The organism is Lysinibacillus cavernae (assembly GCF_009724685.1).
GTDB lineage: Bacteria > Bacillota > Bacilli > Bacillales_A > Planococcaceae > Lysinibacillus > Lysinibacillus cavernae.
On the sequence record NZ_WMEF01000002.1, the window covers coordinates 377,992 to 393,317 of the forward strand.

A 15,326-nucleotide genomic window follows, 5' to 3' on the forward strand; every position below is an offset into this window, starting at 1 on the left:
AGGGGAGAAAATTAACTATGATAGAAATGAAGTTAAAATGTGGGGGGCAAAGATATGTATAGACAAGTAGACGATTTTTTACAAGAATGGTCAATTGCAGCAAAGGGAACACAACAAGTATTACAGGCTATAACAGATGACAAGCTAGAGCAAAGCATTGTGGAAGGTCATAGTACACTTGGCTGGCTAGGTTGGCATTTAGTTGGATCAGCAGGTTATTTTAGTTATCTAGCAGGCTTAAAGGTGCCAATGATTCGTCAAGAAGATCCAGTCCCAACGTCTGCTGCTGAGATTGTGACAGCGTATGAAAACGTCGTAAACGGTATCAAAGAGGAAGCAGCAAAACTGACAAATGAAGACTTACTAGAGTTAGTAAATGGTTTTTCAGGGCCAGTGCCAAGAGGTGCTTTATTACGTGTACTAATCGAACATCAAACACATCATCGTGGACAAATGACTGTACTCCTTCGTCAAGCAGGTTTACCAGTACCAGGTGTTATGGGTCCAACAAAAGAAATGCAATAGTTCGTCAAGCAGCAGATAAACAACTTATTTGCTGCATTTTTTGAATTGACACTTACCTACTAGTAAGTTAGTGTAAAGTCATGACAAATAGAAAAACACAAATAATAGAATTAACATTGAAGAATATTCAGGAAAAAGGTTTCACATCATTTAGTTATGACCATTTAGCTAAAGAACTCGGCGTAACGAAGGCAAGTATTCATTATCATTTTGAAAAGAAAGGAGACTTAGGGATTGCCGTTTGCGAAAGAATACAAAAAGGATTAGAAGAGGCTTATACAATTATAAGAGAATCAGCTATGGCAGCTGAAGAAAAACCTTTCGCCTTTATTTTACAGCGAGTAAAATTCCTAGAGCAAAATGGTGTTTGCCCCATTTCAGCTTTACAGGCAGACTATCAAGAATTACCACAACCAATGCAAGAAAAGATTCAACAGCTTAGCCAAATGGAAATTGATGTCTTTGTTGAGTTACTAAAAGAGGCTAAACAACATGGCGCACTCAAATCGACAGAAGATCTAGAGTCACTAGCAATAGTCATCATTTCAAGTACGAAGGGTGCTTTACAATACAAGCGTGTTTTAGGCGAAGAATTCTTTCAAAAAATGCTGCTGCAATTAAAAGAACTAGTCAAGTAATTTTTCAAAACGAGAAGGAGAGATGTGTATGGTACGAAGAGTCGTTGTTACAGGATATGGTGTAATATCTCCACTAGGTAATACGGTATCAGCATTATGGGAGAATATAAAAGAAGGTAAGTCAGGCATTCAACAAATACAAGCTGAGGGATTTAGTGGTATTAATACGCAGATTGCTGGGACCATCATGGATTTTGATGCAACGCAATATATGGATAAAAAAGAAATAAGTAAATATGATTTATTTGTGCAATATGCTCTTGCCGCTTCTCAGCAAGCTTTGGCGCAAGCGAACTTAAATATGGAGCAGGTCGATACGGAGCGACTAGGTGTTTACATTGGCTCTGGTATTGGAGGTATTGACACGATTTTAGCAAATCATCAAGCCATGCTCAATAATGGCCCAAGGAAGGTGTCACCATTTATGGTGCCAATGATGATTAGTAATATGGCAGCGGGGATACTGGCGATTAAAACTGGCTTTAAAGGACCAAGCTTTTCACCTGTTTCTGCCTGTGCGACAGGAAATCAAGCAATTGGCGAAGCCTTTTTATCTATTCGACATGGTTATGCCGATGGGATATTGGCAGGTGGAGCGGAAGCACCAATTAATCCACTTAGTTTTGCAGGATTCTCACGAATGAAAGCGATGTCCACAAGAAATGAAGAGCCAGCAAAAGCTAGCCGTCCTTTTGATGGCGAGCGAGATGGTTTTGTGATGTCAGAGGGTGCTGGCATCGTGTTCTTAGAGGAATATGAACATGCCAAACAAAGGGGCGCAACGATTTTTGGTGAGATTGTTGGCTATGGCGTCACAACGGATGCGTATCATATTACTTCACCTGATTATAGTGGAGCAGCAAATGCCATGAAGCTCGCTTTAAAAATGGGCGACATTGATGTGTCAGCTGTTGATTATATTAATGCACATGGGACAAGCACACCAGAGGGAGATAAATCAGAAACGAAGGCTATTAAAAGTGTTTTTGGCGACCATGCCTATCAATTAAAGGTGAGTTCCACAAAATCGATGACAGGGCATCTCTTTGGAGCAGCAGGTGGAATAGAAGCCATTATTACGTTGAAAAGTATGGAGGAAGGCATCATTCCACCAACCATCAATTACGAAACACCTGATCCAGCATGTGATTTAAATTATGTTCCAAATGAAGCGCTTCAACAAAACGTCAACATTGCTTTATCCAATGGCTTTGGCTTTGGTGGTCATAATGCCGTGTTAGCCTTTAAGAAGTTTGAGGAATAAGTGACACAAAACAAAAGATTGTTTGTGAAAAAGATGGTATGAAATTGGCTGTTCATACCATCTTTTCTATGTATAATAATGAAAAAAATAGAGTCAACGAAAGGGTTGAAGTAGGGGTAGGGAAGTACGAAAAGCTTAAAGTATTTCAACTCCATTATCCTCTTGCAAAGGTAAAAATCATTCGTAATGGTTTAACACATACTGATGAAGTGAAAGAGTGTCTACAAAATTATAGCATGCAATAAGTTTTACTTATGACATCATGATAAAAAACGATAATTCTACTTATGCTTATAATGTGGTAATTTTAAGGTGACAAGGGGGATGGATGATGAGAATTTTTGATGCACATTTTCATATTATTGATTTTGATTTTCCAATAATCGAAAACCAGGGATATACACCACCGAGCTACGTGGTAGAGGATTATCAACAGGAAACGGCTCATCTCAATGTAATGGGAGGAGCAATTGTTTCAGGATCTTTTCAAGGATTTGACCAAGATTACTTGTTAAAAGCTTTGAAACAATTGGGTTCAGCATTTTGTGGTGTGACACAATTGCCTTATTCAGTAACCGATGATGAAATTATTCATTTACATAACAATGGGGTACGAGCATTACGCTTTAATATTAAACGAGGCGGTTCAGAAGATTTATCCAAGCTAGATAGCTTTGCACGAAGAGTGTATGATTTGGTTGGCTGGCATAGTGAACTGTATATAGATGCGAAGGAAATACGTGACATCACATCAACGATTGAAAAATTACCAGCCGTATCCATTGATCATTTAGGGTTATCAGAAGAAGGACTTCCATATTTATTAAAGCTAGTGGACAAAGGGGTGCGTGTCAAAGCGACTGGCTTTGGTCGTGTGGAACTGGATGTAAAGAATGCATTACAATCCATTTATAACATCAATCCAGATGCACTAATGTTTGGAACAGATTTGCCATCTACAAGAGCAAAACGACCTTTTGCGTATGCGGATATAGAATTAATTCAACAGCTTTTTGATGAACAGGCTGCTGATAAAATCCTCTACAAAAATGCTATGAAATGGTATTTCAAATAAAAAAAAAAATCCTCTACCAACATGCTCGGTAGAGGATTTTTTGTAGAAATTAGCTTAAACCTTGGCTATCTTTCCACTCTAAGAATTCATCATATGTTAAGAGTTTATCTAGAATTGTGCCGTCTTCACGGATTTCGATGACACGGTTCGCAATTGTTTGAATGAACTGGTGGTCATGAGATGTGAAGATCATCGCACCTTTGAAGCGAATTAAGCCTTCATTAAGTGCTTGGATTGACTCAAGGTCAAGATGGTTCGTAGGCTCATCGAGTAAGATAACGTTTGCAGTTGCAAGCATCATTTTAGAAAGCATACAACGTACTTTTTCGCCCCCTGATAACACAGAAGGAGATTTTTTCACTTCTTCACCAGAGAATAGCATACGACCTAAGAAGCCACGTAAGAAGCTTTCTGTTTCATCATCAGGTGAATATTGGCGTAGCCATTCCACTAATGATTTCTCAGAACCCTCGAAGTATTTATCGTGATCGTTTTCAAAGTAGCTTTGAGATGTTGTCACGCCCCATTTGAATGTACCAGCATCTGCTTGTCTTTCTTCCATTAGAATATCAAGAAGCGCTGTTTTTGCCATTGGGTTACCAAGTAAAATGATTTTATCATCTTTGTTCATCGAGAAGCGAATATCATTCAGTAGTGTTTCGCCTTCATTACTTGCTGTAAGGCCTTCAACCGTTAACACATCATTACCGATTTCACGACCTGTTTGGAAGTTGATGAATGGATATTTACGGCTAGATGGTTTAATGTCATCAAGCTCGATTTTATCTAGCATTTTCTTACGAGAAGTAGCTTGGCTTGATTTCGAAGCGTTCGCAGAGAAACGCGCAACGAATGCTTGTAATTCTTTAATCTTTTCTTCTTTCTTCTTGTTTTGGTCTGCCATCATTTTTTGCGCTAATTGGCTAGACTCATACCAGAAGTCATAGTTCCCAACGTATAATTGGATTTTAGAGAAATCAAGGTCAGCGATATGTGTACATACTTTGTTTAAGAAGTGACGGTCATGGGATACAACAATAACCGTATTTTCAAAGTTAATTAGGAATTCTTCTAACCATTGAATTGCTTTTAAGTCAAGGTGGTTGGTAGGCTCATCCAGTAATAGAACATCTGGTTTACCAAATAGAGCTTGTGCTAATAAGACTTTGACTTTGTCAGAACCTTCTAGGTCAGCCATTAGCATATAATGCAGCTCGTCGCCAATTCCTAAGCCGTTCAATAATGTTGCTGCTTCAGATTCAGCTTCCCAACCATTTAGGTCAGCAAATTCACCCTCTAATTCAGCAGCACGCATGCCATCTTCATCAGAAAATTCTTCTTTTGCATAGATTGCGTCTTTTTCAGCTTTTACTTCCCAAAGACGTTTGTTGCCCATAACCACTGTATCTAATACATTGAATTCATCATATTCGAAATGGTTTTGTTTCAGGACAGATAGGCGCTCGTCCTTGCCCATTGAGACATTTCCTTCTTGTGCTTCAATTTCACCAGAAAGAATTTTTAAGAATGTTGATTTACCAGCACCGTTTGCTCCGATTAAACCGTAGCAATTTCCTGGTGTGAATTTTATATTTACGTCTTCAAATAGTTTACGATCGCCATAGCGAAGACCTACATTACTAACTTGAATCATGCAAGTTCCTCCTTTTTTCACAATGGCTCTAGTATATCATGAAATATGTTCCATAGTCTATAAACATTATTAAATCAAGCTTTAGCGTATTACGGATGTATGGAATGAGTGAAGTAGGCATGGGAAATAATGTAATAATAAATAAATCCAAATAATCCTGTTTTAATTTAAACATTCCTAGGGTAAAGAACAGGGAAGTGAATAGAAATATTTTATCCCTTTTTATTTCCTATTAAATTTAACAAAAAGCAACCTCGTTACCAGAAAATATACCCTATAGTATAAGATATTGGGTATAATGTTATATAAATAAAGGGACACAGCATGAATCATTGGAGAAGTTTGAGCGACATATAAAAGCATCGTTTAATGGCTATTAAAGAATAGAATTACGTGAGAAACTCCCTAATCAATTAGTTATTATAATAGGGAAGATCAGCGTTTATAAAAATGGAGGAGTGACCTAAATGTCAGAAGAAAGAAAAGTGTCACTTGGAGTAGTGGGGGTAGATTCAGGTCAACTAATGATTATTGACCCATGCTATATCAATAGTGAATGGAAGGTTGACGGAAATCCGATAGCCGTTAAATTCTGGGGAAGAGATGAAGATAAATTGTCATCTTTGTTAAAAAATCTAGGCTACACAATTAGTGAAGAGGATGTTAAGTATGTCTCCTGTACCAATATGAATGCTGAGGACACTTTAAACATGATTAAAAAAACGGCAAAAGAAAACGACTTATTGATTGTTTCAACTATTGAAACGGACAATAGTTTTGATACGGTATGTAAATTAACTTCAGATGAGGAAAAACAAGGCGGTCAATTACATTACAAGCTAGGGCATGAAGGATTAGGTGTAGCATTTCGTTCAGGCTTTGGTGATGGGATGTATGAAGTTTTTGCAACGATTAAAGACTGCAGTCAATGGGGTGAAAGAATTTCCAAGGTTGAGATTGTGTTGATTGAAGATGATGAACTAGACGATTAAAGGATTTAGTTACCTAGAAGTCTATTATGCATGCAGAGGAAATTTGTGAATAGCATTTAGGTGGTGCTGGAGACTTTTTTTGGATTTTGATAGTACCTGAAATCAGAATATGAAGCAACTAAATCACAGTGATAGATGTTTCAAATCAGCGTTTTCAGTTCACAATAGAGCTATGAAGTCTTTACAATAAAATGAAGTTTTCCTTGAAAGGATCAAACCAGATGATCCTAGACTGTACAATTCAATGTTAAAGAATTAGCCAGTAATGATCTAAATTTGAGATTTTGAGAAGATGCGAGTCAGATAATAAGAATGTTCATTGGAAGTGTCCATATGGTCACACTTGAAACAAAGAACAAGCTAGAATCATTAGTAAACATAAACTGAATAAAGATACAGTGAAAAAATTTTTTCTTTGCTGTAACTTTCTCTTAGAATGAGACGTCTATATTGTAGTGTGATTAACTATTTTTGAAAAAGAATAGAAAAATGACATCATTTACCACAAGGATTTTGTTTGCTTATTCACAAAGGTATGGACTAAAATGATTCTGACTGTTTTTTTATGTCAGGTGAATCATCATGGGTGCCCACAAGCCCATCCTCGTTTTGAATGCCAGCTTATTCTTTGCTTTTCATTCATACTAGATTGATGTTGCTGTCTCCGTTGCAAGTCAGCCAAAACATCACAATCCTCATAAATGATTTCATTCATTGATCTTTACGATAATTTCATAGAGACTACTGTATCATGCAGGACTATTCGTTTGCGGTAAAGGTATTCCTGCATTCTAAAGTAAATGAACAATTAGGACATTCAGCTCTTTCGAGGGGTGGTAATGATGGTAAAATAAACACATTGATGGAAATATTAACTATTGGAGGTATATTATGGGTAAGGTCTTATTATGGACAGCCACTTCTATAATAGTAGTTTTACTTGGTTTTGGAAGCTACTATTTTATTAAAGAATTAACGAACTCAATGGCATACGATAAATTAGTGGATGAGTATAAAAAGCCAGTACCAATTAAAAATATAGAGGCACAATATGACGTAATTGTCATCGGTGGTGAGCCTGAGGGTGTTGCTGCTGCGGTTGCGTCTGCACGTAATGGAGCTAAAACATTGCTTGTAGAAAAAAGGGAAGAGCTAGGTGGATTATTTACATACGGTATGCTAAATTTCCTCGATATTCCTCGTGATGGCCATAATAACTCAATCAGTGAAGGTATTTTTAAAGAATGGCACGAGCTTGTCAGAGGAAATGATGCTTTTGGGATTGTAGGTGCAAAGGCAGCCTTTAAAAAATTGATTGATGAGGAACCAAATTTAACATTGTCAGTACAAACAGAGGTTGTGAAAGCGAATCTCAATGAACAGCAATTAACGTCTGTGGAATTAAAAAATGAATACGGTACATATGTTGTAACAGGGAAATCATTCATAGATGCCACACAAGATGCTGATTTTGCTGCCATGTCTAATGTTCCTTTCTTTGTTGGCGGAGAGGATATTGGTATAAAGGATAAACGCATGGCTGTAACATTAATGCTTCATTTGAAAAATGTAAATTGGGATGAAGTGAAAAAAGCGGCAAAATCCGATGTATTTGGTGGGGCGAACTTAAATCATACCGTAATGTGGGGCTTTACGAAGCTTCATGATGAATACAAGCCCTTGCAAGAGGGGACAAGGTTACGAGGGTTAAATTTGGCTCGAGTAGATGATGAATACTTTATTAATGCCTTACAAATCTTTGGAATTGATGGCTTGAATGAGAATTCGAAACAGGCTGCTATAGTTGCTGGCAAGAAAGAAACACAACAAATACTGCAGTATTTACAAGAAAAGTTCCCAGGGTTTGAAAATGCTGAAATTGTCAGCTATCCAGAAGAACTGTATGTGAGAGAAACAAGACATATTTGGGCAGAATATCAATTACCGATGTCAGACCTTTGGAAAAATAGTGATCAATGGGATAGCATTGGTATTGCCTCATATCCAGTCGATGTGCAAGCACAAACACCTCATGATTATGGCTATGTCATTTCCGCACCAAAGCAATATGCCATACCTTTCCGTTCATTAGTACCGAAGGACATCGATGGCTTACTTGTTGTTGGACGTTCGGCTGGTTATTCTTCTCTGGCAGCAGGAAGTGCTCGCATTGTTCCAACAGGAATGGTGACAGGTGAAGCGGCTGGGACTGCGGCAGCACTAGCATTGAAACAGGATGTAACCTTTAGAGACATGAGCAAAGATAAAAAGTTAATTGCTAAATTAAGAAAGCAGTTGGATAAACAGGGAGCCTATGTCGACTCATTTTCTGTGGATTACCCATATCAAGGGGAATGGTATGATGAAGCCATTCAAACATTAATTAATTATGGCCTTGTAGTGGGTGGCTATGATAATGACCTAAAAGTAGACAGTAAGGCAACGAAATTAAAATTTGCTAAAATGTTAAAAGAGAGTATGCTACGCGCCGGTAAAGAAAACTCATCAACTATGACTGACCAGCTCGAAATTGTCATTAATAAAGTTTACAATAATGGCGATGAAGCCATTACACGAGATGAGATGGCACAATATTTGGCTGACGTCCTTTTAGGTGAATCCAATGCGACTAACTGGGATACGTTAATCGAAAAAGGAATTGTGACTGACAAAGTGGCGAAGAAAATCTCAAACGATAAGAAATTAAAATTAAAAGAGATGTATGCCATCATGGCAGATGTCATTCATTATGTAGAAAAGAAACATTCCTCCTCTTGAGGAATGTTTCTTTTTTAACTGTTAATCCTTTTGCTCTAATCGATAGCTCATAACGGTTAATCCAGAAGCTATGAGAGCTAATAGTCCACCAGCCCATGCAAGTTTGTCTAGACTACCTGAAGCAACGACAATGCCTCCGATGGCAGAACCTAACGCAATCCCCACATTAACGGCTACTGGTGTTAATGACGACGCAAAGTCTTTTGCCGATGGAGAATACCTTTCTGCTAAATCCATGAAGTATAATTGAACCGTTGCATTAACGGCATAAAGCGTAACTGCCATTAGCATTATACTCATCAGACCCAACCACATGGAGGACATTGTAAAATACAGTGAAAATAAAATAATGGCCTGGACGATAAATGTATAGCGTAATTTACTTAAACCATTCTGTTGAGCAATCTTGCCAGCTAAAACATTGCTAAAAATAGAAAAGAAACCATAGATTAAGAGAACACCGCCTATGTATCTAGTAGGAATACCAAGTTTGTTTTCTAAAATTGGCGTTATAAATGTATAGATAGTGTATGTTCCAGCAATTGTGAAAATAGGAATAAAGAATGCTAGAATGATTTTAGGTTGTTTAAATAAACTCAATTGCTCTGAAAGTGAACCTTTTGTACCTTTTATATTTCGAGGCAGCACAAACATACTGATGATAAAGGCAATGCCTCCTAAAAAAGCCGTTAACCAGAATGTCATATGCCAATTACTCAATTGGCCCACCATAGTTCCAAGAGGCACACCCATTACGTTTGCAATGGTAAAGCCAGCAAAAATAAAAGCAATGATAGATGATCTTTTTTCTTTCGGCATACTATCATTGGCTATAGACATAGACAATGCCGTTAGCACACCACTGACAACAGCCGTAACAACTCTGGAGCTTATTAAAAGTCCATAAGAACTAGATAAGGCGCTTACGATATTTCCAAGAATAAAGATTGAGATGAGCACTAACATGAGCGGATATTTTGGAAATCTACTAATAAATCCAGTTAATAGGGGTGTACCAATCGCATAGGCTATGGCAAAACCAGATACCAATGAACCAGCCGTAGCAATTGTAATACCTAAATCTGTCGAGACCTCTGTTAATAAACCTACAATAACAAATTCACTCGTTCCCATGACAAAAGTTAATAAAATTAATGTAAAGGCTAAAATCTTATGCTTATAGCTAAGTTCATTTTCTTCGTTGGTCATTATATAGTCACTCCTAATATATTTATATATCGAGAATTATCGATATAAAACTAAATGAAAATCGGAACTCAGAAGCGTATATCTATTTATCGTGAATAATCGATATGACATCCTAAACAGAAACCCAATTACTCATTTTGGGTATCTGATACGAGAAATGATGCAATTTGATGCACCGTTTCCTCTTTTATTTTGTAATATGTCCATTGACCATGACGAAAAGATTCGAGAAGGCCAGCCTTTTGCATCATAGTTAAGTAGTGAGAAACGGTTGATTGAGAAGTTTTCGCTTTTTCCTGAATATCACCAACACACACGCCTCCTTCAATACTCACTTTTGGAAAATGCTTCTCAGGTTCCTTCAACCACTGTAAGATGTTTAGCCTTGTCTCGTTTGATAACGCTTTGAAAATTTCAATTGGTTCCATGTTAAAATGATATATCGGATTATCTCGATATGTCAATTACTAAATATGAATACAGAAATGAAAAAAAGGTTGACGGCAAAATGAAAGTCCTGTAATATATGTCAAAATCATAGAAAAATTCGATGAAAAAGAGAGTAATTGATGGAACGACTGGAAAGCGAGTTAGGGATGGTGTGAGCCTAATGCAGTAACCATGAATGAAGCGCACTTTGGAGAAGATTCTCGAACGAGTAGTAGAGAATAGCGGGGCGTCACCTCGTTAACAATGGAAAGTGGTCATGATAAATGGCAACTAGAGTGGTACCACGGGAATTTATGCTCTCGTCTCTAATTATAGAGGCGGGGGCTTTTTTATTTGGACAGGAGGATGAGAAAGATGAATAAACAAATCGCGCAAAGTATTGCAGCCGTATTAAATCAACAGTTATCAGTCAATGAAATTGAACAATTATTAGAAAAACCAAGAACAATAGAGCTAGGCGATGTGGCATTTCCATGCTTTACCTTAGCTAAAACGTGGAAAAAATCACCAGTAAGTATTGCGACCGAATTGGCGAGTCAATTAACAAGCGATAGCATTCAACGAGTGCAATCCGTTGGTGGCTATGTCAATATTTTTTTAAATCAACAAAAAGTGACGCAACAGGTGTTGAGCAAGATCCTGCATGAAAAACAATTATACGGCACCAATCAAAGTTCAAAGGGAAGCGTCGTTTTAGATTTTTCTTCACCAAATATTGCAAAGCCATTCTCCATGGGTCATTTACGTTCAACAGTCATCGGCAACGCCTTAGCAAATATTGCCGAGAAAAATGGTTATCAAGCCATTCGTGTCAATCATTTAGGGGATTGGGGTACACAGTTTGGCAAACTCATCGTTGCTTATCAGCGTTGGGGTAATAAAGAGGCCATTACAGCGTCACCGATTGAGGAGTTATTAAAGATTTATGTAAAGTTTCATGAAGAAGCGGAGCAAGACCCAGCATTGAATGAACTGGCTCGTGCCGCTTTTAAAGCATTAGAGGACGGGGATGCAGAGGCACTTGCATTATGGCAATGGTTCCGAGATGTATCATTAGTAGAGTTTCAAACAATCTATCAGTTGCTAGGAATTGATTTTGATGCCTTTACAGGCGAGGCGTTTTACAATGATAAAATGACGTCAGTTGTAACAGAACTGAAAACCAAAGGACTTCTGGTGGAATCTGATGGTGCTTATGTAGTAGAGATGGAGGAGATGCCCCCATGCTTAATCACGAAAACGGATGGTGCCACGCTGTATGCAACACGTGATTTAGCAGCTGCGTTTTATCGTCAACAACATTACCAGCCTGAAAAGATTTTTTATGTCGTTGGCAATGAACAGTCACTCCACTTTAAACAATTATTCCAAGTGATTGAGAAAATGGGCTATGCATGGGCAGCAGATCTGCAACATGTACCATTTGGGATGATGCTCAAGGATGGCAAAAAAATGTCTACTCGTAAAGGGAAAGTGGTGTTATTGGCAGATGTACTAGAGGAGGCAATTGCCACGGCAAAGCGCAATATAGAAGAGAAAAATCCTCGTCTGCCAAATAAAGAGCAAATAGCACAGCAAGTAGGGGTTGGAGCAGTTATTTTTAATGATTTAAAATATCATCGCCTCAATGATATTGAATTTTCAATCGAGCAAATGATGAATTTTGAAGGTGAAACAGGACCATATGTGCAATACACCTATGCACGTATTTGCTCTATTTTAGAAAAAGTAGAGAATCCATCTCAGCATGTGACCTTCATGCCATTAGGAGAACAGGCTTGGCCAATAATCTTATTACTAGAGCAGTTTCCGAAAGTGGTGGCCACTGCTTTTGAGCAGGCTGATCCGTCACAACTAGCGAAATTCGCCTTACAACTAGCACGTTTATTGAATAAATATTATGCACAACATAAAATATTAACTGACGATGCACAACAAGCATCACGTCTAGCTCTTTGTTCTTGTGTAGCGATTGTATTAAAAGAATTATTAGCCTTACTTGGCATTGAATCACCTGAAAATATGTAATCAACTATGCCACGGTGTAATAGCGTCCAGATTTATTTCTGTTCTTGCTCAAAACTCACCGCCATTTTCAAGTGAATTGTCCATTTATTGACCGACTATAGAAAACATGGTAAAAGGATAGAGTAATGAATAAACTCTTTCATCAAGAATGTTGAGTGGCAGTAGAGAGGATCTTGAATAAATGGCTAAAAAGCAATGGAACGTTTCACTCATACTTGTGGTGATAAGTATATTTTTTGTAGCACTTAATATGAGACCAGTAGTAACAGGGATCGGACCACTATTTAATGTGCTCATGACATCCTTACATGTATCCAATACAAGCATGAGTTTTCTCACAGCCATCCCTGTGTTTTGTATGGGGTTATTTGCACCTTTTGCAGTACCGCTTCAGCGAAAGATTGGAACGAAATCAGCTATCATACTATTAGTGGTAATCCTCGTAGTAGCCAATGGATTACGTTTTTTCCAAGAAAGCTATTTCTTGCTAGTCATCACAAGCTTTGGCGCAGGCTTGGCCATTGCAATGATTGGGCCCATTCTAAATGCGTATATCAAGAAAACATTTCCACAGCGTTTTACGACAGTTATTGGCATTTATTCGTTAGGCATTGGCGTAGGTGCTACATTAAGTGCAGCCTTAACCGTGACTTTTTATCATGAATCCGGTAATAGCTGGACAGTTGCACTTGGGATGTGGTCCCTCCTTGCTGTGGTTGCCCTAATAATCTGGGGTTGGGCGATACCATCACAGCACAATGAACAGGTTCAAATAACGTCGACTGAACATGCTCGTAATCCATGGACATCTGGACGTGCTTGGGCAATCTTGTTGTACTTTGGCTTACAAACGTCTCTGTTTTTCTCTATGATGTCGTGGCTCACACCGCTGTTGCAGGATAAAGGCTTTTCACTAGAAACAGCAAGTGCCATGCTGACGTTTATGTCCATTGTGCAAATGATTGGTAATATTGCTGTGCCAATGCTCATGGAAAAATGGCAAAGCCGGATGGCATGGATACTGGCATTAGGATTTTTAGGATTACTTGGTTTTACACTACTATGGCTTATGTCAGGTACTTATTTATGGCTGCCTGTATTATTAATCGGCGTTGTCCTAAGTGGTCTGTTTCCGATTGGTTTGTTGTTACCGCTCGATGAAGCCAAAAATGATCAAGAGGCCAATAGCTGGTCATCAATGGTGTTATCAGGTGGCTTTATGCTGAGTGCCATTATTCCCATTATGATTGGGGTTTGCTATGATATCACAGGCAACCATACATGGACTTATATCATTTTTTTAGCGTTGATGGTGGGCATTATCGTAACAACAGGACTGTTAAGAAAAAAATAATAGAAGAAGACATGTGTAACGATACGCATGTCTTTTTTAGTGAAAATTATTTTGAGGTTCAGTTATGCTCCAATCCTCACAGCAAATCTCGAAATTCATAAATAATAATAGGTAGAATGAAATAAATTTAGAGAGGTTGCTGCATTTTCCTAATAACACTATATAAATAATAATATTATGTAAACTTGAAACATCCTAAATCCTTGATTATGATAGATATTAGAGAATGTTGAATAGAAAGTTTTGGTGAAAGTATGTATAAAAAAATGCTCATTTTAGGAGCGACTGCTTTACTCGTCGCAGGCTGTGACACTCAAATAGGAGCAGGCTGGTTTCAAAATAAAAATGCAGAGAGTCAAACAGAGGGGGCAGTGACCAAGCAAGAAGAAAAAATTGTTCCAGAGGTCAAAGTCATTGGAGAGTATGGTATTGGTGCAGGCATAATTATTAAACAGCAGGATGATCAGCTGTTTATTTTAACGAATGGTGCACTAGTTGCGTCCAAACCAACGGCCCTTGTTCAATTTGGTCAGGATAAGCTAAAGGCAGCGAATGTACATGTCATGTCGACTGCACATAATCTAGCGCTTTTGCAAGTAACGTATAAAGCGAATGTACAAGTGCCAAAAATATATGAAGGTGAGCTGAATCAGCTAGCCGTATATGTGAATGGCTTGCCCTATACGATTCAGAAATATCAAGATAGAGTTGCAGCCTATTACATAGATGTACAAGAAGCTATGCCTTTAGGAAGCCCTGTGATGGAGGCTGAAAACGGAGCCATCGTAGGCCTTTATTTTAATCGTCAGCAGCAGGGAGAGTCCCAGCCATACATACTGCCGACAAAGGAAATCCAATCATTCATTGATAAATGGATTGAAGAAGGAATGAAAGCCAGTGTGCGGTTATCCCAATCCAAAAATTTATATCCCTATATAGAACAAGGGGACAAAGAAGCTGTACAGCAAGCAATTGAGCAATATGGTGAAAATGTGTTTGCCTATAATACGGATGAAATCAAGTTATTTTTAGATACGTTCCATAAGCATTTAAAAGGAGCTGTGGCGATACAGGATGCAATTGTCATGAAACCAATTGTCGGAACAGAGGATTTACTAGACACCTTGGAGAGTATGGTTGCTTATTATGCTTCCAAACAAGCGAAGATTCATTTCTCTAACACCGACATTCAAGCTATTCGTGTTGAAGGACAGCATCTCATTGTTCGAGCCAAAACGGAATATGTTTTGACGAATGCTGCTGGACAGGAAGCACTTGCCCATTCCATTACGCTATATGAAATTGAGAAAAATGAACAAGGCGAGTACAAGCTACTTCGTCTAACAAACGAGGAGTGAA

Annotated in this window: 14 protein-coding genes and 1 other annotated feature; of the genes, 10 read left to right on the forward strand and 4 right to left on the reverse strand. The window is 38.1% G+C overall.

The window, feature by feature from the left end; genetic code table 11:
• The first annotated feature begins 54 nt into the window (after positions 1 to 54).
• The 5 genes from GJU32_RS06375 (at position 55) to GJU32_RS06395 (ending at position 3,502) form a co-directional block, all read left to right on the forward strand.
• Entirely contained in the window at positions 55 to 525 is a 471-nt protein-coding gene (locus GJU32_RS06375; RefSeq protein WP_155591098.1) for a DinB family protein, read from the forward strand.
• Between the two features lie 80 nt (positions 526 to 605).
• Entirely contained in the window at positions 606 to 1,163 is a 558-nt protein-coding gene (locus tag GJU32_RS06380) for a TetR/AcrR family transcriptional regulator (RefSeq protein WP_155591099.1), read from the forward strand.
• A gap of 28 nt (positions 1,164 to 1,191) precedes the next feature.
• A complete protein-coding gene (gene fabF, locus GJU32_RS06385; RefSeq protein ID WP_155591100.1) occupies positions 1,192 to 2,427 on the forward strand; it encodes a beta-ketoacyl-ACP synthase II in 1,236 nt (411 codons plus the stop codon).
• Positions 2,428 to 2,495: 68 nt separating this feature from the next.
• Positions 2,496 to 2,672, forward strand: coding sequence for a hypothetical protein (locus GJU32_RS06390; RefSeq protein WP_196426614.1), 177 nt, complete (start codon positions 2,496 to 2,498; stop codon positions 2,670 to 2,672).
• A gap of 86 nt (positions 2,673 to 2,758) precedes the next feature.
• Positions 2,759 to 3,502 (forward strand): amidohydrolase family protein, encoded by a 744-nt coding sequence (locus GJU32_RS06395; RefSeq protein ID WP_155591102.1) that lies wholly within the window; start codon positions 2,759 to 2,761, stop codon positions 3,500 to 3,502.
• Positions 3,503 to 3,551: 49 nt separating this feature from the next.
• Here the strand turns inward: GJU32_RS06395 and GJU32_RS06400 are convergent, their stop codons facing one another.
• Entirely contained in the window at positions 3,552 to 5,156 is a 1,605-nt protein-coding gene (locus tag GJU32_RS06400) for an ABC-F family ATP-binding cassette domain-containing protein (protein ID WP_155591103.1), read from the reverse strand.
• A gap of 467 nt (positions 5,157 to 5,623) precedes the next feature.
• On the opposite strand from GJU32_RS06400, the gene GJU32_RS06405 reads away from it, so the two are divergent.
• The gene (locus GJU32_RS06405) at positions 5,624 to 6,148 is read left to right on the forward strand and encodes a hypothetical protein (RefSeq protein ID WP_155591104.1); all 525 of its coding nucleotides are present in this window, start codon (positions 5,624 to 5,626) and stop codon (positions 6,146 to 6,148) included.
• A 580-nt stretch (positions 6,149 to 6,728) separates the two neighbouring features.
• Here the strand turns inward: GJU32_RS06405 and GJU32_RS23555 are convergent.
• The gene (locus GJU32_RS23555; RefSeq protein ID WP_274381805.1) at positions 6,729 to 6,863 is read right to left on the reverse strand and encodes a hypothetical protein; all 135 of its coding nucleotides are present in this window, start codon (positions 6,861 to 6,863) and stop codon (positions 6,729 to 6,731) included.
• A gap of 176 nt (positions 6,864 to 7,039) precedes the next feature.
• Here GJU32_RS23555 and GJU32_RS06410 point away from each other — a divergent pair, with 176 nt between their 5' ends.
• Entirely contained in the window at positions 7,040 to 8,926 is a 1,887-nt protein-coding gene (locus GJU32_RS06410) for an FAD-dependent oxidoreductase (RefSeq protein WP_155591105.1), read from the forward strand.
• A gap of 21 nt (positions 8,927 to 8,947) precedes the next feature.
• Here the strand turns inward: GJU32_RS06410 and GJU32_RS06415 are convergent, their stop codons facing one another.
• The gene (locus GJU32_RS06415; protein ID WP_196426615.1) at positions 8,948 to 10,135 is read right to left on the reverse strand and encodes an MFS transporter; all 1,188 of its coding nucleotides are present in this window, start codon (positions 10,133 to 10,135) and stop codon (positions 8,948 to 8,950) included.
• A gap of 128 nt (positions 10,136 to 10,263) precedes the next feature.
• On the reverse strand, positions 10,264 to 10,563 hold the full coding sequence (locus GJU32_RS06420; protein WP_155591107.1) for an ArsR/SmtB family transcription factor: 300 nt from the start codon (positions 10,561 to 10,563) through the stop codon (positions 10,264 to 10,266).
• Between the two features lie 113 nt (positions 10,564 to 10,676).
• Positions 10,677 to 10,895: a binding site (T-box leader), on the forward strand.
• Positions 10,896 to 10,939: 44 nt separating this feature from the next.
• Here GJU32_RS06420 and argS point away from each other — a divergent pair.
• The 3 genes from argS to GJU32_RS06435 all read left to right on the forward strand — a co-directional run bounded on the left by argS (position 10,940) and on the right by GJU32_RS06435 (position 15,325).
• Positions 10,940 to 12,613, forward strand: coding sequence for an arginine--tRNA ligase (gene argS, locus GJU32_RS06425; protein ID WP_155591108.1), 1,674 nt, complete (start codon positions 10,940 to 10,942; stop codon positions 12,611 to 12,613).
• 181 nt (positions 12,614 to 12,794) lie between these two features.
• A complete protein-coding gene (locus GJU32_RS06430) occupies positions 12,795 to 13,967 on the forward strand; it encodes an MFS transporter (protein ID WP_155591109.1) in 1,173 nt (390 codons plus the stop codon).
• 254 nt (positions 13,968 to 14,221) lie between these two features.
• Complete coding sequence (locus GJU32_RS06435) at positions 14,222 to 15,325, forward strand: hypothetical protein (protein WP_155591110.1); 1,104 nt, start codon at positions 14,222 to 14,224, stop codon at positions 15,323 to 15,325.
• Position 15,326 lies beyond the last annotated feature (1 nt).